We start from the raw sequence: 24,189 nt of genomic DNA, 5'->3' as shown, positions 1-24,189 counted from the left end.
TAAATATTAGGGGTATTCTCTTTATTTTTAATTATTGAATTTCTAAAATAATTCTGCATAAATACAGAAAAATCATTTTTTTTTGTTCTTTTTTCGTTATTGATAATTCTTCTCAAATCAAGGCAGAAAAGTTGTAAATAGTAATTCAAGTGAAATAAAAGTTAATAAATTCGCTTTATTAGAAAGATAATTTCTTCCTATAAAAGATAGAAAAAATAATCTTTTATAGATTAATAAAGCCTTTTTTCTAAAATTTATTAACCAAGACCAAAGAATCACCAAACTACATTACTAATTAAAAACAATTAAAAATGAAAAACCAATTAGCTGTTATTGCACTATTGCTAACTACAACATTGACATTTGCACAAGAAATAAAAACGGTACCTGCCACCACTTTTGCGGGATCTGCAGATGCCTATTATAAATATGATTTTTCTGGAATTGATAATAGTTTGACGAGTTTTACAAATTCTCATAACTCATTCGAATTGGGGATGGCTTCTATTGAAGCATCACACAAAATGGGTAAAGCATCCGTCTTTGTTGACTTAGGTTTCGGAAACAGAGCGGCTCAATTTACATACAATGATGGTGCTGAAACATTTATGATTAAACAATTGAATTTTACCTATGAATTTACAGATAAATTTAAAGTAATTGCAGGTAGTTTTGGAACACATATAGGATATGAGTTAGTAGATGCAGTAGATAACAAAAATTACAGTATGTCTTATGCATTTACTTATGGACCTTTCTTTAATACTGGGGTAAAAGCACAATATACTTCAGGAAAGTTTAGTATTATGGCCGGAGTTTCAAACCCAACCGATTTCAAAACTACTATTGAAGCTGGTTCTTCCCAAAAAACATTTATTGGACAAGTTGCCTTTCTAGGGGATACAGGAAGTGCTTACTTTAATGTAACTTCCGGAAGCAGCAACCCGTCCTCGGACGAAAATAAAACACAATTTGACTTTGTGGGCACAAAAAAACTTAGTAATGCTTTTTCGTTAGGTTTTAATGGAACGTATGCAATGACAAATAACGATTTTGATCCTTCCATGGATGGAGAGTGGTTTTCTTTGGTGGGATATGCAAATTTAGCATTGAAGGAATCTTTGAGTTTAGCTTATAGATTGGAATACTTAGATGCTAATAAAGCTACAGCGGGACTTGGTGTATTATCAGGAACAAGTGTTATAGGCAATACATTATCCTTAAATTATAAGGTAGGGAATTTAACAATTATTCCAGAATTTCGTGTAGATACAGCATCTGAAGATATTTTTACAAATAGTGATGCAGTGCCAAAAGGGGTTACAGCTTATGCTTTACTAGCAACAACATATTCATTCTAACTCTTTAATAATTTTTTTTTTTGCTGCCAAGATACTGTGAAGTGTTTTGGCAGTTTTTTATTATGATTTTACATGATTCTTGTAGCGTATTGTGTAAGTATCTACAGATGTGTAGTTTACAGAGTTATCATAAAAGGGCATGGTTATTAATTATTGTTTTTTATAGATAGAATAAATAGTATTTGTTGTTTTATCATCTAAAAGGTCATTAACTTCAGTTTGAATAAAATGAAGTTTGAAAGCAATAATTGCTGCGGATAAATTAGTAGTGTCGTATCCTATAATTCGCAATCCTTGTTCTATATTGAAATCTGTGGGAGCTGTTTCTAAAAATTCATCAGGCCAAATTCCGAAACCTTTCTCCGCTAATATTTTCCATGGAAATAAAGCACTTGGGTCTTTTTTTCGTGTAGGTGCAATATCAGCGTGACCTATAATGTTTTGCGTAGGAATATTGTAGTCTTTTTTAAGCTTAGTCAAAAGAGCCAGCAGACTATTGATTTGTAATTCAGAAAACAGTTCTGATCCATTGTTATCCAGTTCAATACCTATTGAAGTGGAATTGATATCAGTGTTTTTGCCCCAAGAACCATTTCCAGCATGCCATGCTCTTAAATAGTCATTTAACATTTGTACTACTTTCCCGTTTTCAGAGATCACATAATGAGAACTCACTTGTGCTTCAGTTCTTGTAAATGTTTTTAAAGTTTGTTGTAAAGAATCTTGCGCAGTATGATGAATAATAATGAAATTAGGTTTTCTTAAATTAAAATTAACTGTTCCTATCCATTCTGTTTTAATACCATTTTCTAAGGAAGTAGAACCCATTCTGGAAATGGTATCTTTATAAGTATGCAGTTGCATAGTATATAATGTGTCAATGTTTAAGGTTACATGAGGTACAACCGGCAAAGGTTGTGATTCCTTGCTAGAAATAGTTTCTTTTAGCGTTTTTAGTTTACTATCATATATTTTCTCGCTCTTTTTGTAAGGATTTGTGGAACAAGAAGTGATGATACAAGTAAAAATGAAGGAATAAAAAATTTTTCTCATGAAGGTTTATTTAATAAAGTACTGCAATCAATTATTTAGATTTTTTTTTGGATTTTTTTGGATTTTTTGCCTCTTCATTAAGAGCAATGAATTTTACTTTTTGCTCTTTGTTTAATAATTCCATTATTTTTCTATCAGTGACTTCTGAAAGAGCTTTAATATTTGCTATTTTATCTTCTTGGCTGACTTCTGCTTTTATAAGCATCCCTTGTGTTCTTATACTTTCACCTAAGATATTAGAGATGGCAATTACCTGTAGTTCATCTAGAATTAGTTCAGGTTTAATTCGCTCTAGTATTTTTGAAACAGTAACTTCTACAGGGATTTCTTTCGGTTTTTCCGGTGTTCTGGTTTGGTCCATTGCACTATTCATCCGGCGATTGCTACCGTAATTATTGCCATAGCCATTGTTATATCCTCCATTCCCGTATTGTGCAGAAATAGTATTTGAGGATAATAATATAAATGCAAAAAAGAACATAGATTGAAATAGTCTCATGTGTAGTGTTTTAAAATGAAATTAAAATCGTCTTAAGAAAATTATATTGGTTCTCCGTATAAGTCAAATTCTGTGGCTTCTATAATCTTTATCAGGACAAACTCACCAGTTTTTACATAATGCTTAGATGCGTCTATTAGTACTTCGTTATCCACATCAGGACTGTCAAATTCTGTACGTCCTACAAAATGTGCTCCTTCTTTTCTATCGATGATACATTTGAATGTTTGTCCAACTTTTTCTTGGTTTAAATCCCAGGAAATTTGAGATTGTAATTCCATGATTTCATTTGCACGTTCTTGTTTTACTGCATCAGGAACATCATCTTCTAATAAATAAGCGTGTGTGTTTTCTTCATGAGAATAAGCAAAGCATCCCATTCTGTCAAATTTCATTTCCTGAACAAAATCTTTTAAAATATTGAAATCTTCCTGAGTTTCTCCTGGGTATCCTACAATAAGAGTGGTACGTATGGCCATTCCGGGAACTGCTTCACGAAAGTCTTTTAATAATTTTGTGGTTTTCTGCTGTGTGGTTCCGCGACGCATTGATTTCAAAATAGAATCGGAGATGTGTTGCAAAGGAATATCTATATAATTACAAATTTTAGGTTCACGTTTCATGATTTCCAACACTTCCATCGGGAAACCAGTAGGGAAGGCGTAATGCAAACGAATCCATTCAATTCCTTCTACTTTTACTAAAGCTTCTAATAATTCACCAAGATTTCTCTTTTTGTAAAGATCCAGTCCGTAATAAGTCAAATCCTGAGCAATCAAAATCAATTCTTTTACCCCATTTTTAGCCAAACCTTCAGCTTCTTTTACCAATTTTTCAATGGTTTGTGAAACATTTTTTCCTCGCATCAATGGTATTGCACAAAAACTGCAGGGTCTATCACAGCCTTCTGAAATCTTTAAATAGGCATAATTTTTTGGGGTAGTAGTGAGTCGTTCTCCCAATAATTCATGTTTATAATCGGCTCCTAGGGCTTTTAATAATTGTGGTAATTCAGTTGTGCCAAAAAATTGATCCACATTAGGTATTTCTTTTTCTAAATCAGGTCGGTATCGTTCAGATAAACATCCGGTAACGAATACCTTATCTACCAGTCCTCTTTCTTTTTTATCAGCATATTCCAAAATCATATTTACGGACTCCGCCTTTGCGTTATCAATAAACCCACATGTATTTATAACAATAATGTTTCCTTCTTCGGCCTCCGGTGCTTCATGGGTAACGTCTTTACCACTAGCACGGAGCTGGCCCATAAGTACTTCACTATCATACACATTTTTCGAACACCCGAGAGTGATTACGTTAATTTTATTTTTCTTTAAAGACTTAGTTCTCATAACAGTATAATCCCGATAATTTGGGAATTTTGCAAAATTACAATTTTTTATTCAAACTGTCCCGATACTTTTTGGGATTGTTTTGGCTTCCTATCAATCTTCTTTAGGAGCTATTCCTGCTGTGCGTTACAATCTCCCAAAAAAAATCGGGAGGATTTTCACTGCCATCAGGGCTAAAAAAAAATCCGTTTCAGGATTGTGAAACGGATTCCAAACTTTGTTTTTGTGAAATTACAATTCAAATGCTAGCGTTAATGACACATTGTTGTTAATGGCATTTATACTTGCTCCATCTGTAAATCCTTGGTTGAAAAATCCCTGTTGAGAAATTCTTTTGGCATAGGAATAGGCTAAATCTACTTTTGTAGAACCAAAGCTATACCCTAATCCTGCTGAATATCCAGTTAAATCGCCTACAGTGATTCCATTTTTATAAGGGCTTTGTTCGTAACGGTATCCTGCTCTTAAACTCAAAGCTTCAATTTTATATTCAGCGCCAATTCTTAATTCACCAGTCGTATCAAGCAAAGAATTCATATCATTATTTAAACCATTAAAATAAGAATCATTTTCGGGTTTGAATTTAGTATTACTATAATCCTTTACGGCATAATCAATACTGATTAATCCTGATTTTCCAAAAACATAAGCAAAGCTTCCTGTTAGTTTACTTGGGGTTTGTAATTTATAAGGTTCATAAATGTTAGTCACTCTTGGGTCAACGACATCCGAAGGTAATTCCTCTCCAGTATTACTACTAACAGTAACTAATTTTTGAGAAAACTCATCATTTAAAGTGTACCAAGTCGAAGATTCATAAGCGAGACCCAGTCTAACTTCATTAGTTACCTTTGCTATTGCACCCACTTGAAAGGAGAACCCGGTTCCGTAAGTGTTTAGATTATTATCAAACTGTAATCGATTTATTTTATAATTGGAGTCTAATGGATTGTTGTTGTCTTCATAAAAACTAGAAGATCTTTGGTAATCAGTAAAATGAGAGTTTAAATTTAATCCAATATATAGGGTTTCTTTATAGGAGGTGGCGGCATTAAAAGATAATTTTCCATTATATCCGGTACTGTATACTGCGTTTTCTTGGTAATAGTTGCCACCTGCAGGAACATTAGAAGTATATTGAGTATTATTTGGGTCATTGCTCACTGGATTAATTACGAATCCTTGGTATCCCAGATAGGCTTGTTGTGCTCCATTGTCTAAGTTTTCATAATTTGAGTTTTCCAATACATTTAATGGAATTCCATTGGCATAATCCAAAAAATAATTCGCTATTGAATTGTTTGGATTGGTTCCTGCAGAAAATTGTCCATTATCAAAATTATTAGTGTTTTCATAATTAACACCTAACGAGATCTTTCTCCAATTACTATTTGTGCTTCTGTTGTTAAATACAAAAACTGCTCCGGCTTGATTTAAATCAAAAGTATTATTCTTTTCTGAGGCCGTCGAACCAAAGTAGTTTGAATTATTTTTAGTGTCATAGTTACTTAGAGTCACGGCCATTTGGTTATTAGAAAAAACGGCAGAACCCGCTGGGTTTACATTTAAGGAGGACATATCGCCTCCAAGTGCTCCAAAAGCGCCTCCCATCGCTCTAAAACGAGCTGTTCCAGTTAAATTATCCTGAGAATAGCGCATTGCATCCGATATTTCTTGTGATTGAGCAAAGCTTGCAGTCAAGATTAGTGCAAATAAAAATATATATTTTTTCATTTAATTCGTATGTTTTAGTTTATTGCTATAAATAAAGGACTTAGATTAACCTCTGCCTCTTCCGCCACCAGATGAACTTCGGCCTCCGCCTCCGCCACTTGAACTTCCTGAATTACTAGATCTTGAGCTGCTATTGTAATTAGGGCTGTATGATCTGGAATTGTTGTCATTTCTTGAAGTTGGTGTGTAAGATCGTGCTGGAGTGTTACTCTGGTTGCGAGCATTATTGGGTGTGCCTCTTCTATTTGGAGTACCATATGAATTGTTTTGTAATTGTCCTTGATTTCTTGAAAAAGTTGGACTTGTATTATTCAATCGATTAGAAGAATTTCTTCTGAAATCACTAGTATTGTTTCTTCTGTAATCCGAATTAACCGCTCTTCTATTGACAGAAGTGTTTTGTGTTCTAGTATAATTACTTGAATTCCGATTGCTGTTTACTGAATTTGTATAGGAAGAGCCTCTTCTGCTAGGGTTGTATGAATACGGTCTGTTGTTATAGTAATTAGAATTTCCCCAATTATTTCCATTCCAATTATTCCAACCCCAGTTATTGCCGTACCAATTGTTCCAGCCCCAGTTGTTCCAACCAAAACCCCCATACATACCCCATCCAAAACCAGCATTCATGCCCCATCCAAAACCGCCATTCCATCCCCAGTTGTTTCCATACCAATTGTTCATTGCCCATCCGGTGTCATAAACGTTGATGCTTACGCTTTGAGGATTGCTTCCCCATCCCGGATAGTTGGTCTCATTGTTTTGAAGGGTATCATTTTCTAGATTGTAATCATTGTAATTGTCAACGTCAGTAAAAATTTCTGTAGGTTGATTGTTTTTTTGTAAGGAACCAAAATAGTCTTTATAAGGTGAATTTGGAGCGTTTTGAGTTTCTATATCACTAGCTCTATTAGCAGTATTGCCATAAATTCCATCAGAATCATAGTAAGAACTGTTTTGATAAGAGCCACAAGATGTGAACAGGACACTCAAAAAGCCAACAATATAACATATTGATGTGTTTTTGAGGGAAAGAGTACTAGTTTTCATATATATGGAGTTTTTATTGTTGTACATTACAAAAATAGTTAGTTTTGCGGAACTATATTATAAAATTATTAACGCAAAATTTGTGCCAAACTATTCAAAATGAGTAAGAGCTTAACTACAAGATCAGAAGATTATTCAAAATGGTATAACGAGTTGGTTGTCAAAGCCGATTTAGCCGAGAATTCAGGAGTTAGAGGTTGTATGGTTATCAAACCGTATGGTTATGCGATATGGGAAAAAATGCAAGCAGAGTTGGATCGAATGTTTAAAGAAACGGGCCATCAAAATGCCTATTTCCCTCTATTTGTGCCAAAAAGTATGTTTGAAGCAGAAGAGAAAAATGCAGAGGGGTTTGCAAAAGAGTGTGCTATAGTTACGCATTATAGATTGAAAAATGATCCTGATAGGCCTGGAAAACTAATGGTTGATCCTAATGCAAAATTAGAAGAAGAATTAATTGTTCGTCCTACAAGTGAAGCTATTATTTGGTCAACGTATAAAGGCTGGGTTCAATCCTACAGAGACTTACCTTTGTTAATTAATCAGTGGGCTAATGTGGTCCGTTGGGAAATGAGAACCAGATTGTTTTTAAGAACGGCAGAGTTTTTATGGCAAGAAGGGCATACTGCTCATGCAACAAAAGCGGAAGCTTTAGAAGAATCGGAAAAGATGATGAATGTATATGCTGATTTTGCTCAAAATTTCATGGCTATTCCTGTTGTAAAAGGAACTAAAACTGAAACAGAACGATTTGCAGGAGCGGAAGAAACGTATTGCATTGAAGCCTTGATGCAAGATGGAAAGGCCTTGCAGGCTGGAACATCTCATTTTTTAGGACAGAATTTTGCGAAAGCTTTTGATGTTAAATTTGCTAATGCCGAAGGGAAGCAAGAACATGTTTGGGGAACATCTTGGGGTGTTTCTACTCGTTTAATGGGAGCATTAGTAATGACGCACTCAGATGATCAAGGATTAGTATTACCTCCTAACTTAGCGCCTATTCAAGTAGTAATTGTACCTATTTACAAAACAGAGGAGCAACTAGAAGCAATAACAGCAGAAGTAACTAATGTGACAATGGCTTTACGAAAATTACATATTTCTGTGAAGTTTGATAGCAGGACGACACAAAAACCTGGTTTTAAATTTGCCGAATGGGAATTAAAAGGAGTGCCGGTACGAATTGCTATAGGTCCGAAAGATTTAGAAAATGGTACTTTTGAGGTAGCACGTAGAGATACGCTAACGAAAGAAGTGGTTTCAAAGAATGAAATTGCGACTTACATCAGCGATTTATTAGCGCAAATTCAAAAAGAATTGTTCGAAAAAGCTTTTGATTATAAAAATACACATACAACGGAAGTGAATAGTTTTGAAGAGTTTAAAGAAGTTCTTGAGACAAAAGGAGGTTTTGTATCAGCACATTGGGATGGGACTGCAGCCACTGAAGAGAAGATTAAAGATTTGACTAAAGCAACCATCAGATGTATTCCTTTGGATCGAGTGGAAGAGGCGGGAAGCTGTGTTTTTACTGGGAATACTTCAGTAGGTAGAGTGTTGTTTGCGAAGGCATATTAAAAATAAATAAATTTTTTCGCATCTACTATTGTGCGTTTCAAAAATAGTTGTATTTTTGCATCCGCATTAGAGAAGCAGGGCCCGTTCGTCTATCGGTTAGGACGCATGGTTTTCATCCATGTAAGAGCGGTTCGATTCCGCTACGGGCTACTATTTTTTTTGCATGTTGAAGTTCTCCTGAACTAAGAGGGAAAATGGCCCGTTCGTCTATCGGTTAGGACGCATGGTTTTCATCCATGTAAGAGCGGTTCGATTCCGCTACGGGCTACAATTCAATTATTATTTAGATTGATAAAACTTAGGGGATAATGGTCCGTTCGTCTAGGGGTTAGGACGCCAAGCTTTCGTCTTGGTAACGGGGGTTCGATTCCCTTACGGACTACAATAAAAAAACAGTAAAAGATAAAAAAGCAATAAAATGGCAAATCATAAATCAGCTCTAAAGAGAATTAGAAGTAACGAAAAGAGAAGAGTATTAAATAGATACCAACACAAAACTACTCGTAATGCTATTAAAGCATTAAGAATAGCAACTGATAAAGTTGATGCTACATCAAAATTGTCTAATGTTATTTCTATGATTGATAAATTAGCTAAAAAGAATATCATTCATGATAACAAAGCATCTAATTTGAAATCTAAATTAACAAAACTTGTTGCTAAATTGTAAATACTACAATTTTTAGATATAAAAAAAGCTCTCAAAATTGAGAGCTTTTTTTATATCTACTATTTTGGCATTATTCAAATTTAGTTTTTAAGTAGTCAAGCATTGATAAGCTGATGGGTTTTGACAGAAAGTCAATTACAATTGGATATTTTTTTGACTTTTCTAAATCTTCGGGATCAATTGTAGAAGAAAGTATTACAACCTTTATTGTATTGAATTCAGAGTATTCAGCGCTACTAAAGGATTCTAGAAATTCCCATCCTCCCATTACAGGCATATTTAAATCCAAAAAAATTAGTTGAGGGTATTTTATTTGCTGATTTTTATTATTTAGATCCTTAAGAGAATCGAAGAAATTAAGTGCTTCTTCACCATTTTGGGATGTGATTATTTCATTACAAAAGGAAGATTTGACAATTACTTTTTTGCATAGCATAAGCGTTATTAGATCGTCATCAACGCATAAAATTTGGTCTAGCATTATTGCTTGTTTTTAAAAATTAATGTAAATGTGGTGCCTTTATTGACTTCGCTCTCAATATCAATAGTTCCGCCCATAGTTTCAACTTGTGATTTTACTAAATACAATCCCAATCCTTTGCTGTCAGGATAATTATGAAAACGTTGATAAAGGCCAAAAATTTTATCTTTGTTTCGAATTAAATCAATGCCTATACCGTTGTCTTTGAAAATTAAAACGACAGTGTCGTCAATTTCATTAGTGGTAATTGAAATTTTAAGTTTTCTATTCTCTGATTTGTATTTTATGGCATTTGTTAAAAGATTCAATAATATGCTTTCAATATAGGCTTTGTTAATATTAAGGATGGAAACTTTTTCAAAATTGAGCTTAATAATGGGTTTGTATAATTCTATTTGAAAATTAAGCTGACTAATAACATTTTCAAATATTTCATTTATCAATACGGGTTCTTTCTTGATAGAAGGATTGTCTTTGATGATGATTACTTTCACAAGGTCATTGATGGTGTCATTTAGTAGATGAGTGGATTTATTGAAGCCACTTAAGATTTCTTTTAATTCTTGATCTTCAACTGGGATGTCTTCCAGTAAATTTAGCAAGCCTGTTAAGTTTGATAATGGTGCTCGAAGGTTGTGAGAGGTAATGTAAGAAAATTGCTTTAAATCTTTATTGTTTTGGGTTAGTTCTCTAATAAGTTGTTCTTTTTCTTTTTCTTGTTTTTTCTCCTCGGTTATATCTCTTTGTATGGAGATCCAATGGGAAAGTTCATTGTCTGAATTGTAAATTGGGATCATGGAGAGGCGTACCCAGTATTCATCTTTGTTTTTTTTATAACTGATGGTTTCAATGAAACATTCTTCTTTATTGTGTATGGCTGTTAATAACTTTTCAAGTTCATTAGCATCGGAGTTTGGGCTGTTAAAAAGATCCGGAGATTTTCCTATAATTTCATCAGATTCATATCCTGACATGATCGAAAACGCAGGATTGACATAGATAATATTGGGAATTTTTGCGTCAATTGAATCTGCTTCGGTGATGATTATTGAATCTTTTGATTGGGTAATTACTGTTTCTAATAATTTAAGTCTTTGTTCTTCTTCCTTTTGTTTGGTGATATCTTGTATGGCTCCTATCATTCTGGTAGCTTTACCACTTTCATCTTTCAATAAAAACCCTCTGTCTAAGACATATTTGTATGAGTTGTCAGAGCATCTAAAACGGTATTGATCTTGCCATTTTTCGGTTTTTTGTTCTATGAAAGAGTAGAGTCTAACGGACATTTTTATACTGTCTTCAGGATGGATTTTGTCAAACCACCAATTTGAATTGTCGTCGACTTGGTCTTCCGTGTACCCAAAAACGGTTTCAATTCCTTTGTTCCAAGACATGCTGTTTTCTTGTATTTTCCAATCCCAAATAGTATCGCTAGTTGCTTTAGCTACAATGTTATATTTTTCATTTGACTCCTTAATTTCGTTATTAGTATTTTTAAGTTTTTCAAATATAGCGGTTTTTCTTTCATCATTTTTAGAAAGAATAAGTTTAAAAATTAGTCCAGTGAGTAATACAAACAATATGTCCTTAATAAAGGTATAAAATGGGATATTTTCTTTTGAAATATAATGTAGGAGTAACTTATGACAAACAATTGCTACAAACATTGAGATGAGAATGTAGATGATAATAACTTGGTTGGTTTTACTTTTCATTACTCAAATGTAAATAATTATTGCCGAATTATTGAACAACCTTTGCAACTTATTTTTTTAACGACAGGTTTTTGTGTCTAATAGGTTAACAATAGGTAAACTATTGCGTAAATATTTTTTATATGAAAATAAAGTGTACCTTTGCACCCATTAAAAATCACAGATGGAAGCTATTAGAAACATTGCAATTATTGCCCACGTCGATCACGGTAAAACAACTTTGGTTGATAAAATTATGTATCACTGTCAGTTATTTCGTGACAACGAAAACACAGGTGACTTAATTCTTGATAACAACGACTTAGAGCGTGAAAGAGGTATTACTATTACTTCGAAAAATGTTTCTGTAGTATACAAAGGAACAAAAATCAATATTATCGATACTCCTGGTCACGCCGATTTTGGTGGTGAGGTAGAACGTGTATTGAATATGGCTGATGGGGTTTGCCTTTTGGTAGATGCTTTTGAAGGACCAATGCCACAAACGCGTTTTGTATTACAAAAAGCAATTGATTTAGGATTAAAACCTTGCGTTGTAATCAATAAAGTAGACAAAGAAAACTGTACTCCAGAAGAGGTACATGAAAAAGTTTTTGACTTAATGTTCGAATTAGGTGCTGAAGAATGGCAGTTGGATTTTCCAACGGTTTATGGTTCTGCTAAAAATAACTGGATGTCTGACCATTGGGAAAATGTAACTGATAATGTGGAAGCATTATTGGATATGGTTCTTGCTCATGTACCAGCTCCTAAAGTTTCTGAAGGAACTCCTCAAATGTTGATCACATCTTTAGATTTCTCCGCTTTTACAGGTCGTATCGCTATCGGTCGTTTGGAAAGAGGTGTTTTGAAAGAAGGTATGGCAATCTCTCTTGCAAAAAGAGACGGTACTATAACTAAATCTCGTATAAAAGAATTACATACTTTTGAAGGTCTTGGACGTAAAAAAGTAACGGAAGTAATTGCTGGAGATATCTGTGCTGTTATTGGTATTGAAGGATTTGAAATTGGAGATACGATCTGTGATATTGATAATCCAGAGGCGTTGAAAACAATTGATATCGACGAGCCTACTATGAGTATGTTGTTTACAATTAATGATTCTCCTTTCTTCGGAAAAGATGGTAAATTTGTAACTTCTCGTCATATTAGAGACCGTTTGACAAAAGAATTAGAGAAAAACTTAGCAATGAAATTAGGTGAAACTGATTCTGCTGATAAGTTTATGGTTTTTGGTCGTGGTGTACTTCACTTGTCTGTTCTTATTGAAACAATGAGAAGAGAAGGTTATGAATTGCAAATCGGTCAGCCACAAGTTATCATTAAAGAAATTGATGGTAAAAAATGTGAGCCTATTGAGGAATTAACAATCGACTTACCAGAAACACTTTCGGGAAGAGCGGTAGAGTTTGTTACTTTACGTAAAGGTGAAATGTTGAGTATGGATGCTAAAGGAGAACGTATGATTATAAAATTTAATATTCCATCACGTGGAATTATTGGATTGCGTAATCAATTGCTTACTGCTACTGCTGGTGAAGCTATTATGGCACATCGTTTTATAGGATATGAGCCTTACAAAGGAGAAATTTCTGGACGTAACAAAGGGTCATTAATTTCTATGGAAAAAGGAAAAGCAATTCCTTATTCTATCGATAAATTACAAGATCGTGGTAAATTCTTTGTTAATCCTAATGACGAAATTTACGAAGGTCAAGTAATTGGAGAAAACTCTCGTAGCGATGATATGTGTGTCAACGTAACTAAAGAGAAAAAACAATCTAACGTTCGTTCATCAGGAAATGATGATAAAGCTAGAATCATTCCTCCAATCATTTTCTCTCTTGAGGAAGCGTTAGAGTACATTCAAAAAGATGAATATGTAGAGGTTACACCAAAATCTATTCGTTTGAGAAAAATATATTTGACTGAAACAGATAGAAAAAGATTTAAATTCTAATTTTATAGTTTATACTAAAAAGCCATTCGAAAGAATGGCTTTTTTTATGCAGTTTTATTATTTATTCTGGTCACCAGAATACTTTCGTTTTAAAGAATAAAAAATAATTATTCTAAATATTAATTTTTTAAACCTTTATCTTTTCAAACTAAAATGTCCTTTAGCTTCTCTTCCGTCATCTAATCGTATAGCATACCAATAATCATCAGATGGTAAAGGGTTTCCTGTAAAAGTACCGTCCCAACCTTGACTTGAAGCTGCGATTTGTTTTAGAAGTTTACCGTAACGGTCATAAATATAAATGATAGAATTTTCATTGAAATTTGCATTCACACCCTTTACATTCCAAGTGTCATTTTGCCCATCACCATTTGGAGTAAAGAATTTTGGTACGCCAATAACAGCAACTGACTGGCTAACGGTACCGCAACCATTTTTGTCCTTGATAAATACTTCATGAATTCCAGCAGTTACAGTATTAAATAAATTAGATTCCTGAAAAGGACCAAAAGGAGCATCGAGACTGTATTCATATTGTCCTTGTCCGCTTACATTTACCGTGATCGTATTTATATCTGATAAATCAATTACAGCGACACTCGTGATTTTCGCTAAATCAGAAGCCGTCACTTTTATTGTTCTGGTCCTACTACAACCCAAAAGTGAGCTAACTTGTACCGTATAATCCCCTTCTTGATTTACATCCAAAGTAGATTTAGTTTCATTAGATAAAACAGCAGTATCTTTAGACCAGATGAAAGTGTAATCCGAAACAATCGAACCTTCTTGAATTCCTGAATCAAGTTTAACAAAAAATGTAGGAAGGTTTGAACACACTAATTCATTTTCTTTAAGGTCTTCATTTGTGTCAATATTAGGTTTTGGGGTGACTATCAATGTGATCTTTGGACTTAAACCATAACAGGCATTATCGGCAGTACTTTCAACTCTAACCCAAATTCTTTGTTGATGTGGATATCCTTCATTCCTATAATTCGTGACGTTTGTGATGTCATTATTTTCAGCTAATGCATCTTTTTCATTTTTATAATATTTTATAGCGTAGGCCGTGTTTGGGGGAGGAAGAATGGTTAAAATATCATTGGTTACGCTGCTGAAATCGAATGTAGCAACGCCATCAGTATCATCATTTACTACTCCTAAATCATCACAATTACTAAAGGTTTTTTGGAATGAAGCTGGAATTTGAGTTGTAGAAACCAGTAAATTAATTTGGGTCACTTTAAAACAACCATTTGAATTTTGTACTCTAGTCCAAATAGGCATATTTCCAGACGTAGTATTTCTAAAAGCTAAGGGATTGGGTATTAATTGTCCAGAACTTGCCTTTTCAGCTCCATCAAGTGAAGTGTAGTAAGTGAATGTTTCGGATGTAGCATTAGAAGATATTTGCTCATTTTTAACCGTCAAATTGAATTCTGAGAATCCATCAATATCATCATCACATTGCACTATTGTTACTGTATTTACTACAGGTACTGCATAAATTACTAAAGTAGTTTCTGAGGAAATTAAACCACAAGAGTTTCCGTTTTTTTTCAGTTTTACTCTGTATTTATACCCATTCATAATATTTTTGACACTGCTAATTAATAAAGTATTTGAAGTAACGCCACTATATTCTGCAGTATTTGTTATTGTATTCCAAGTACTTCCATCAGTAGAAAGTTCCCATTGATATGTATTCCCACCATTATCAACTAATGTGATTGTGGCATTTTGTAATTCGCAAGTTGGGGCTACATTGGGTTGTAAGGTTATTGCGATAGGGGCAGCCGTGATATAATTTGGATTAGGTGTTGTGTAGCCAATACCACTTGTTACCAAACCATTTACGTCAACTATTGGAGGTGCACTACTTCCAAGAATTCCATCTTTATTAGTGTCTGAAAAACCAGCTTCAATGACATCGTTGCACAAATCTTTGTCACTATCCAAATCACGGTAATTCTTAATTCCATCAGCATCTAGGTCATTTCCGGTTTCTACAGAATCTAAAATTCCGTCATTGTCACTATCCAAATCTAAATAATCCAAAACACCATCATTGTCAGTATCAACAGGGGTCAAACCAGTTTCAAAAGTATTGTCTAGTCCGTTATTGTTTGTGTCGGTATTTGATTTAGAGACCCAATTGTTTACTTGTGCTTCAATGGTATCTTGAATTCCATCATTATCGCTATCGGTGTCTAAATCATCCGTAACTCCATCGTTATCAGAATCTTTTGGAATACAAATCGCAAAAAACTTTAAAGTTGATTTATTAGGATTATTGTCAGATAAATTTTTATGGGTAAAACTAATAGTGTTTACCAGATAAGTTAAAAATTTGAAAGTTCCAGTTCCAGGTGCTAATGCAGTAGTACTATTTAATCTAAATCGTATTTCAAATGAAGAATGTTGTGTTATTCCACTTTCATAAATACCATCATAATTAGTGTCAATCAACAACTGATTGTCAGGATTGAGGACCGTAATGGTTTTATTAATATCTGATTTTACAATATATTCGGCGTTGGTGTTTAATAAATCAGAGGTGTTTCCAGTAGTAACATATTCCATTCCTACGCTTAATGGTTTTGTAAAAGTTAGGGTGTAAGTTACAGCGTTTTCCTTTCCTGCGGGAATTTCCGTAATAAAACTACCATCGCTGTTGCCTGTATATTTCCCTCTAGCTACTCCTGTTCCAGCAGTTGTAACGATACCTGTAAATGAATTAAAATAATTACTAATTACTATATTTCCACCATTTTGATTGGAAAGATCAACATTTTGATTTCCATAGGATTCGGTACAATTAGTAACTCCATCATTGTCATTATCCAAATCGATGTTGTCATTAGCTATATCATTGTCTAAATTAGTAGGGCAATCGCTAACGGGTATTTTATCTGAGAATATTGGAACAGTATTTGGACAACTCAATATACTTCCTTTTACTTGATAAAAACCGGGAGCAGTAGGTGTGTGTGAATTTGTATCGGCACCAATAATAGGATTGTCATTGAAATACCACTGAAAGGTATCATAAGAGGATAATGTGCTTATTTTTAAAACTACATTTGGGATACACGCTGAGTTAGATACTGTAATCTTATCGGTAACAATTTCAGGTTTAGTATCAAAACCAGAATAATACCCTCCATAAGTAGCCGCACCATTGGTGCCAAAATAGGAAACATAAACTTGTTTGGTAGATTTTACAGCTATGTTTCCGGAGAGATTGGGTATGGTGTACCTTTCATAATTAGGATTTCCTACAATAGCAATTGGTATACTTGTAATAGTAGTATTATTAATAGTTACTGTAGCGCCAGTTTCCGTTACAATATTCAATCCCCCATTATAAATTATATTACCTATGGATTCAATGGAGGGAATATTATCCACGATTCTTGGAGTACTACAATTTAAAGGTGGTACAAAAAATAAATTTTGGTTTGCCGGCGAATTACTTCCCCCGATACTTTGATAAGTAAAAACATTTTCTGAAGTTTTAACATAGAGATTGCCATTCATAAATTTACTCCCGTCAATGGTAATATAATCACCTGCATTAGCTAAAGTAGCAAAAGGTGTTAAACCATCATTTAAATAAATAATGGTTTGAGCTTTATTCGCAATTAATAAAACTCTTTCAATCTCTTCATTACTACCTGAACCAAGTCCTTTTACAAAAATGTACTCTTTACCCGTTTTTTCTATTGGGACAATTTGATCAAATCCTACATCTCTTCCATTTGGACTTCCTTGAGCGTTTACACTTGTACTATTGCTTCCTCCAAAAGATCCTGAATTGACTACTACCGGTTTGTCTGATTCCACTAGCGCTCCAATCATTTTAGAACTATTAGAAACAGTGGTATTGTTATTTTCAAGTGCTAAAACATAGCTTTCATTTTTATCTAAAATAAAAGTTATTGGACCACTTATAACGGATCCGTTAGTCAGCAACGTTCCTATTGGAATATTCGAAATCGTGACTTTGGTGCCGTTCTCTGTAGATAATATGGATGCAAAGTTTAATACGTTAGTGTCAAAAACCGGATTTAACATGGCACCTAATCTGAATTCTTTTCCTAAAGCACTATTCCCTTTCGATACAAGACCACCAGCATGAACATAACTACCATTATTGACATTCAACCCTGCATTAACTCTAACGCTTACATAGATTAAGTCCTCCGCTTCAATAACATATCCTTTATTTGTTAGAATTCCTATAGTATTTTTAGGAGTGATTAACTGCGTGTTTTGCCCTTGTCCAATAGAATAAATATATGGAGTAGTATTCTTGACAACACCTGTTATTATGCTGCCTCCGTTTGCTATAATTTTGAAATTTACATCGGTGGTACTTGGTGTGGATATGTATAAATAATGATCTCCAGCTAAATTTGTAGCACAGGTTAACGGCGGAATATAATGTGTTTTGCTAAACTGCGAGAAACAACTTATAGAAAAAAGAATAAATAGTAGTAGTAAAGTTTTTTTCATTCGCTAAAAATAATAAAATTTATAGAACTTTTTTACAGTAAAATAACCTTTTATTATAATACAATACTCTTGGTAAGACTAAATCAATATTTCGCTGGTAAAACTGTATATTCTTTGTAAGTTACACGACACTTGTAACTTAATTATTTATTAAATTACCAAGGAACAAAAATAATCCCTTTATCATCTCTTAGTTCTCGTGCTAAAGAATTCTATAAATCTCTGTTCTTTAATAATCGGTATGAAAAGAAAATAAAAATAACAGTCCAGCATAAAACAATAATGATCGATGATAGTTCTACATCGTATTTTTTAGCGTTATCTATGCCAATTTGTGTTCCCAAGTTTTTGACCACGGATAATCTGCTAAACGGTTCAATAATTAAATTAGACATTGATTCTAATGGGAAAAATTGCATGATAGAAGCCGCAGTTTTGCTATCTGGAAATATTTTGAAAGTCAAAATTCCTTTGATAATTCCTTCAATAATATTCCAAACTAAAAGAAATCCCAGCGCAAATGCGGAACGCTTCACTAGTATTCCTAAAAATAAACAGAAAGAGAAAAAACCAACTAACTTAAGGAAATAAGCCAATAGATACTCTAAGTCTGAAAAGACAATGCTAAATTCAGTATAGGAAGAAAAACTAAACCCTAAGAGGAGTGACATTATAAAGATAAAAAGGGTTGATACCGTTGCAAATAAAATGACAGTTAGAAATTTAGATTGTATAAATTCTCTTTTACTCATTCCGTCAATTAAATTTTGTTTTAAAGTGCCATAACTATATTCGTTTGCCATCATGGAAACGATTACAATAGCCAAAAACAATTTTAATATTGCCGCAATATAAGTGTTGAAATGCCAAATAAACGGAAAGTTGAATATTCCCATCTCAGCGAGATGAAATTTAAAAATACCTAAGTCAAATTTTATCGAGGCTATTAAAGCAATGAAGGTTAGGAGTATAAAATAAGTAAAAGTCAAAACTCGACTAGCTTTGTTTTTCCATATTTTTTGAAGTTCTATCGCGAGAAGTCTTTTCATTTTTAGTTTATATTTATAATTTTAAGGATTGGCATGGACTAGATGTTGTTATTTGTTTTTCGTCAATTCTAAAAACTGTTCTTCCAAGCTGTTTTTTCGTTTAACCAAATGATTTAATAGTATGTTTTTCTCAAAAAGAAAACGATTCAATTCTTTTGCCTCTAAATCATTTTTCAAATACACTAAAACTTTTCCATCCTCATTTGCAACATTTTTAACTGCCGGATGCATTTTTACCACTGAAATTAACTGCTCAATATCATCAGCCTGCAATTCAAAGAATCCTTCATTTGCTGACATTCCATCAACTAATCCAGTATACAGAATTTCACCTTTTCTTAAAACTAAAACATGGGTGCACACTTTTTCTACTTCGTCTAATAAATGGGAGGCAAGCAGGATAGTCGTTCCTTGAGCTGAAATTTGTTTGATAATATCTCTAATTTGATGAATTCCCTGAGGATCTAAACCATTTGTAGGTTCGTCGAGAATTAAAATTTCAGGATCATTTAGCAAAGCAGATGCTATTGCTAGTCGCTGTTTCATTCCTAGAGAAAAAGTGCTGAATTTACTATTTTGTCGATCTGTTAATCCTACTAGCTCTAACTTTTCGTTGACTTTAGTGTACTTGATTTCTTTGATTTTACAAACTAATTCTAAGTTTTCCTTAGCAGTCATGTACGGATAGAAATTAGGTCTTTCGATAATTGCTCCCACTTTTTTTAAAGCTTCATGGGTTTCCATTGCGCCACCAAACCAGTTGTATTCTCCAGAAGTTTTATTGACAACATTCAATACAATTCCTAATGTGGTCGATTTTCCGCTTCCATTAGGACCTAGAATCCCATAAACATTTCCTTTATGGATATCAAATGAAACATTTTTTAGCGCCTGAAGTGCGCCATACCGTTTATTGAGATTTTTAATAGAAAGTATTATTTCCAATGAGTTCATCTTTTACATTTTTATATAAGACGATAAAGGAAGGCAATTGTTACTACTTAATTATAATTAGTTTAAATCACCAATTAATTTGCATAAAACATCTAATTTTTGGGTAGTTATTGGCTTCATAATATACTCTTTAACCACCTTGTACTTTGTGGCCATTTCAATATCTGCAGGGTCAATGGAAGAAGTCATAATAAAAATATGAATTTCTTTTTTTATAGGTAATGAAATAAATTCATCTAAAAACTGCCATCCATCCATGACCGGCATATTGAGATCCAGTAAAATTGCATCTGGTAGAATCGCATTATTTTCTGCATTTTGTTTTAATTTCGTAATGGCATCTTGGGCATTGTAAAACGATTCTATTTCTTCACAAAAATCATTCTTAGATATAAGAATACTCATTAGCTTTACGGTTAATTTGTCATCATCTATGATGTATGTTAATTTATTCTTCATTTAAATAAATTTTAAAATTAGTGCCTTCACCTACTTTACTTTCTACTTCAATTTTGCCATCCATGGCTTCCAATTGATTTTTGGTTATAAATAATCCAATTCCTTTGGCATCTTCGTTATTGTGAAACGTCTTGTACATTCCAAAAACTTTATGCCCATTTTTTTCTAAATTTAATCCCAAACCATTGTCTTTGAAGTTTATTACGAGGTAATTTTCAAGGATTTCATATCCTATTTCTAAGGTTGAATCACGGTCTGGTGATCTGTATTTAATAGCATTTGTAAATAAATTTAGTAATATGCTGTCTAAATATGCGGGGATAGCTGTAACAAATAAATCATTTGGTATAGTATCAGTTATCGTTATTTTACTTTCTTTTATGACTAAACTTAATGCCATTTTAGTTTTCTCTATTTCGTGTTTTAAACGAATTTTAATCTTTCCAATATTTGTATTTTGTTGAATACATATGATTTCATTCAGGTATTCGATTGATTCCGACAGTTTATCCGTTCCTTCTTTGAACAAATCAAAATAAGAAAGTTTATCCTCTATATTATCTGTATTTTCTATAACATCTACAATCATAGAGAGGTTGCTGGTATGTGACCGAATATTGTGGGAAACAATATGTGTAAAGTTAAATAATTTATTGTTTTGACTGCTGGTGATTTCTAACAGTCTTTTTAGTTCTAATTCTTTTTCAATTCTGGAGGTTACATTTCGGCCTACACCAATGAAATTGATGAATTTATTTTGGCTATCAAAAGCTGTCGTAATATTGAGTTCAAACCAGTATTTTTCTTTATTTTTAGTGTAATTTAGTATTGTGATTTTTATACTTTCTTTGTTTTTGATTGCGTTTCTGACTAATAAAGTAGCTTGAGTATCTGTTTCTGGGCCTTTAGATAAATAGCCTGGTTTTTGTCCTATTATTTCTTCTATACAAAAACCAGTTAGGTCAAGATACGCTTGATTTGCCCATACTGCATTTCCTCTTTCATCAGCGATTACAATAGTATCAGTGGTTTCAGATGCTGCAAGCGAAAGTAAATTTAATTTATTTTCAACATTTTTTCTTTCGCTAATATCTCTAATAAAACAAACCAAATAGGTGATGTTGTCAACTTTAAATTTTTTGCCAGATGCTATTTCTACTGGTATAGATGCTCCAGACTTAGTTTTTATATATGTTTCATCTACTGTGTATTGGTTTTTATATAAATTATATTTTAGAAATAAACCAGCTTCTTTTCTAAATTCTTTTGGAAATAATTTAGAATTATGTAAGCCAATTAATTCAACAATATCATATCCTGTGAGTTCTTCAGATCTAGGATTACAATCTGTAATAATTCCATTCGAAGTATCAATAATAAAAATGGCGTCATTGGCGCTAGAAAAAATAGATGAGAATTTTTCAACATTCAACTGAAGCTCATTAATTAAATTTTGCTCGTTTGTAATATCTTGAAAAGTACCTAATAAATTTACTGGTTTTCCATCAATCATTTCTACTTGACAAATGCATTCAATATACTTGATATTGTTTTTTGCCGTGGTAATTTGGAATTTATCATCAAATGAAATACCTTCATTAATGGCGCGATTAATATAATTTTTAATTCGATTTCTGTTTTCACCAGCAGTATAAAAATTAACACCATTTCCGTTAATGGGCTCAAAATCGTCAGGAACTTCAAGAATGTGTTTTGTAACGGCATCCCAAAATACCTCATTGGTCTCTAGGTTCATTTTCCAAATACCAATTTTGGCTGATTGCGCAGCCTTGAAGTAAAGTTCAAGTTTATCTATCATTGGTAGGTTTTTAAGTATTTAATAGTTTTGGAGACACTAAATATAAAGTATATATAGCTGAGCCCATTTTATTTAACAAAAAAAAGGCATTTAATTTTTTTTTAATCACAATTTAGTGGCATTCTATGGCTTTATCATTTAAATTTTAAGATTTGATTTAGTGCAGCAATAAAAAAATTTAATATAATTACTTACGATTTGTTTTTTTTTGTCATTTTAATAAAAAAAGTCGTTTAACCCATTTTTATTTCAAAAAAGCATGTCGGTTTTATTCAATTTGAATCAGTTTTAGACTTTATTGTATTAAATGTGGACTTCAGTCTTTAATTTTTTGGAACCAAAATTATAATTGTAGTTTTTTAAAAAATTGGTGTCTTTGTATTTGAAATTACTCAAGAATTTCGGGTGCATATTTAGTTGTAATTACTATTCAACAGGTTAATTTATTGTAATTTTGTATTAAATTTTTCCAAATGAGTGAGCCAATAATGCTTTTTAAAAAGCCATCGTATCCTATTAATGATTCTCTTCTGGAGTATTTAGAACGATTTGATCGGGTATCTAAAGTTTCTATTTTTTATGATGATTTATTGCGCTTTTCAGGATCTGTAACGGTCTATGATAAGAATGATCAAGACACATTGTGGATTAGAACCTATTACAATGAATATGAAAGGGAAGAGATTGATTTGAATCTGAAAAAAATTTATTCCTTGTTACATTCGGATGGTAATTTGGGAATAATTAAATTCTTGAATGTAGATTGTATTGATTACTGCACTTTTGGAAATTCAAAGCCTTTTCGAATAAAAGTAAGAAATATTCTCAATGATAATTACACGCATTTTTATATCAAAAAAGCCGATGCTTCACGCGTATATGGATTGGAGTTAGAACATATTCTTTCTCCGGACAAAATTAATTTTCTGGTATACAAAGACACCTTAATTGAGGAACATATAATGGGAATCCCAGGAGATGTATTTATAAAAACTTTGTTAGCCTCTTGTACTGAAACTGAAAAATCACAAATTGCAAAAGAATTTGTAAAATTTAACGAGCGCTGTATGATTCGACTTTTAGGAGATATGCGTTCGTATAATTATGTAATAGTCCCTACACATGATTTTGATCATGTTGTCTATAAAATTCGCGCAATTGATTTTGACCAACAGTGTTATGAAGGGAATTTTAAAGTGTATCGACCTCAGTTTTTTAAGGAGAATTATCCAATGGTTAAATTAGTCAAAGAGAAACTTCAAAATAGTTCTATCGAACAATATAAAGATGAAGAGAGATCTGTGCTTGCTAAAAGAATCCTTTCTGCTGAAAACAGGATCAAAAGATTGCTTGAAATTATGGGGGAGGACCTACTAGCGCCCGAGTCTCATCTGGAACAATTACAAATGGAACTGTATCGGTATACGAATGATTTGAATTTCAAAAAAGCAAAATCAATGGGAAATATTATGAGTGCTGCCTTTGAGTTTATCACTCGAAATTTCAAAAACAATAATTTATTTAAAAGAAAAATATAAGTAAGTTATTTGGTATCGATTGAATTAAGCTTTCTTTAGACCCGAATATGGTTAAATTATCTCTTTTGAATAATATGAGAAAATATAGATTTTTATTATTTGTTTTCCTAGTATGGGGTTGTCAGCAGGAATCAAATTCTTTGACAGTACTATATTCTCTGCCCAATAAGCTAAAAGAAGTATCCGGAATTATATACATTCCAAACACTAAATTGCTTTGGGCATTAGAAGATCATGGGAATGCAAATGCAATTTATAGCATCGATTCGAATGGCAAAATCAAGCAAACAATTACTATCGAAAATACGGATAACATCGATTGGGAAGATATCACTAAAGACAAAGAGGGAAACTTATATATTTGAGATTTTGGTAACAATGATAATGATAGAAAGG

18 protein-coding genes and 3 tRNA genes are annotated in these 24,189 nt (G+C 32.8%); 9 read left to right on the top strand and 12 right to left on the bottom strand.

Annotation, left to right across the window (positions count from 1 at the left end):
* Window positions 1–311 precede the first annotated feature (311 nt).
* Complete coding sequence (locus AC0608_RS12980; protein ID WP_478289354.1) at window positions 312–1,361, top strand: outer membrane beta-barrel protein; 1,050 nt, start codon at window positions 312–314, stop codon at window positions 1,359–1,361.
* A 150-nt stretch (window positions 1,362–1,511) separates the two neighbouring features.
* Here AC0608_RS12980 and AC0608_RS12975 read toward each other — a convergent pair whose 3' ends face one another.
* The 5 genes from AC0608_RS12975 to AC0608_RS12955 form a co-directional block, all read right to left on the bottom strand.
* Window positions 1,512–2,414 (bottom strand): N-acetylmuramoyl-L-alanine amidase, encoded by a 903-nt coding sequence (locus AC0608_RS12975; protein ID WP_478289353.1) that lies wholly within the window; start codon window positions 2,412–2,414, stop codon window positions 1,512–1,514.
* Window positions 2,415–2,445: 31 nt separating this feature from the next.
* A complete protein-coding gene (locus tag AC0608_RS12970) occupies window positions 2,446–2,913 on the bottom strand; it encodes a hypothetical protein (RefSeq protein WP_478289352.1) in 468 nt (155 codons plus the stop codon).
* A gap of 41 nt (window positions 2,914–2,954) precedes the next feature.
* Window positions 2,955–4,268 (bottom strand): 30S ribosomal protein S12 methylthiotransferase RimO, encoded by a 1,314-nt coding sequence (gene rimO / locus AC0608_RS12965; RefSeq protein WP_417990184.1) that lies wholly within the window; start codon window positions 4,266–4,268, stop codon window positions 2,955–2,957.
* Between the two features lie 231 nt (window positions 4,269–4,499).
* Window positions 4,500–6,002 carry an OmpP1/FadL family transporter gene (locus tag AC0608_RS12960; protein WP_478289351.1) on the bottom strand — a complete coding sequence of 501 codons (1,503 nt, stop codon included), beginning with the start codon at window positions 6,000–6,002 and terminating at the stop codon, window positions 4,500–4,502.
* 45 nt (window positions 6,003–6,047) lie between these two features.
* A complete protein-coding gene (locus AC0608_RS12955; protein WP_478289350.1) occupies window positions 6,048–7,052 on the bottom strand; it encodes a hypothetical protein in 1,005 nt (334 codons plus the stop codon).
* 99 nt (window positions 7,053–7,151) lie between these two features.
* Between AC0608_RS12955 and proS the strand changes: the two genes are divergently transcribed.
* The 5 genes from proS to rpsT all read left to right on the top strand — a co-directional run bounded on the left by proS (window position 7,152) and on the right by rpsT (window position 9,300).
* Window positions 7,152–8,630: a proline--tRNA ligase gene (gene proS / locus AC0608_RS12950; protein WP_417959508.1), complete on the top strand. Its 1,479-nt coding sequence runs from the start codon at window positions 7,152–7,154 to the stop codon at window positions 8,628–8,630.
* 78 nt (window positions 8,631–8,708) lie between these two features.
* Window positions 8,709–8,780, top strand: a tRNA-Glu gene (locus tag AC0608_RS12945).
* A gap of 46 nt (window positions 8,781–8,826) precedes the next feature.
* Window positions 8,827–8,898, top strand: a tRNA-Glu gene (locus AC0608_RS12940).
* 42 nt (window positions 8,899–8,940) lie between these two features.
* Window positions 8,941–9,012: transfer RNA gene (locus AC0608_RS12935), tRNA-Glu, on the top strand.
* A gap of 36 nt (window positions 9,013–9,048) precedes the next feature.
* Entirely contained in the window at window positions 9,049–9,300 is a 252-nt protein-coding gene (rpsT, locus tag AC0608_RS12930) for a 30S ribosomal protein S20 (protein ID WP_091166799.1), read from the top strand.
* A gap of 70 nt (window positions 9,301–9,370) precedes the next feature.
* On the opposite strand, the gene AC0608_RS12925 is transcribed toward rpsT, so the two are convergent.
* Window positions 9,371–9,781: a response regulator gene (locus AC0608_RS12925; protein ID WP_478289349.1), complete on the bottom strand. Its 411-nt coding sequence runs from the start codon at window positions 9,779–9,781 to the stop codon at window positions 9,371–9,373.
* The gene (locus tag AC0608_RS12920; RefSeq protein ID WP_478289348.1) at window positions 9,781–11,496 is read right to left on the bottom strand and encodes a PAS domain-containing sensor histidine kinase; all 1,716 of its coding nucleotides are present in this window, start codon (window positions 11,494–11,496) and stop codon (window positions 9,781–9,783) included. Before AC0608_RS12920 ends, AC0608_RS12925 begins: the two co-directional genes overlap by 1 nt.
* 163 nt (window positions 11,497–11,659) lie before the next feature.
* Here AC0608_RS12920 and typA point away from each other — a divergent pair, with 163 nt between their 5' ends.
* Window positions 11,660–13,456, top strand: a complete 1,797-nt coding sequence (typA, locus tag AC0608_RS12915) for a translational GTPase TypA (RefSeq protein WP_416847687.1) — start codon at window positions 11,660–11,662, stop codon at window positions 13,454–13,456.
* Window positions 13,457–13,591: 135 nt separating this feature from the next.
* Here the strand turns inward: typA and AC0608_RS12910 are convergent, their stop codons facing one another.
* The 5 genes from AC0608_RS12910 to AC0608_RS12890 form a co-directional block, all read right to left on the bottom strand.
* A complete protein-coding gene (locus tag AC0608_RS12910; protein ID WP_478289347.1) occupies window positions 13,592–17,974 on the bottom strand; it encodes an FIDD domain-containing protein in 4,383 nt (1,460 codons plus the stop codon).
* A gap of 212 nt (window positions 17,975–18,186) precedes the next feature.
* Complete coding sequence (locus tag AC0608_RS12905) at window positions 18,187–19,023, bottom strand: ABC transporter permease (protein WP_478289346.1); 837 nt, start codon at window positions 19,021–19,023, stop codon at window positions 18,187–18,189.
* A 48-nt stretch (window positions 19,024–19,071) separates the two neighbouring features.
* Window positions 19,072–19,968, bottom strand: coding sequence for an ABC transporter ATP-binding protein (locus tag AC0608_RS12900; protein ID WP_478289422.1), 897 nt, complete (start codon window positions 19,966–19,968; stop codon window positions 19,072–19,074).
* 66 nt (window positions 19,969–20,034) lie between these two features.
* Window positions 20,035–20,436 carry a response regulator gene (locus tag AC0608_RS12895; protein WP_417959513.1) on the bottom strand — a complete coding sequence of 134 codons (402 nt, stop codon included), beginning with the start codon at window positions 20,434–20,436 and terminating at the stop codon, window positions 20,035–20,037.
* A complete protein-coding gene (locus tag AC0608_RS12890) occupies window positions 20,426–22,255 on the bottom strand; it encodes a PAS domain-containing sensor histidine kinase (protein ID WP_478289345.1) in 1,830 nt (609 codons plus the stop codon). Before AC0608_RS12890 ends, AC0608_RS12895 begins: the two co-directional genes overlap by 11 nt.
* Window positions 22,256–22,728: 473 nt before the next feature.
* On the opposite strand from AC0608_RS12890, the gene AC0608_RS12885 reads away from it, so the two are divergent.
* Window positions 22,729–23,793, top strand: coding sequence for a hypothetical protein (locus AC0608_RS12885; protein ID WP_478289344.1), 1,065 nt, complete (start codon window positions 22,729–22,731; stop codon window positions 23,791–23,793).
* 74 nt (window positions 23,794–23,867) lie between these two features.
* The gene (locus tag AC0608_RS12880) at window positions 23,868–24,158 is read left to right on the top strand and encodes a hypothetical protein (RefSeq protein ID WP_478289343.1); all 291 of its coding nucleotides are present in this window, start codon (window positions 23,868–23,870) and stop codon (window positions 24,156–24,158) included.
* The last annotated feature ends 31 nt before the right edge of the window (window positions 24,159–24,189 follow it).

It is taken from the genome of Flavobacterium sp. GNP008, from assembly GCF_056428965.1.
Note: the sequence above shows the minus strand (reverse complement) of the source record. Positions and strands in the feature narration are given on the sequence as shown.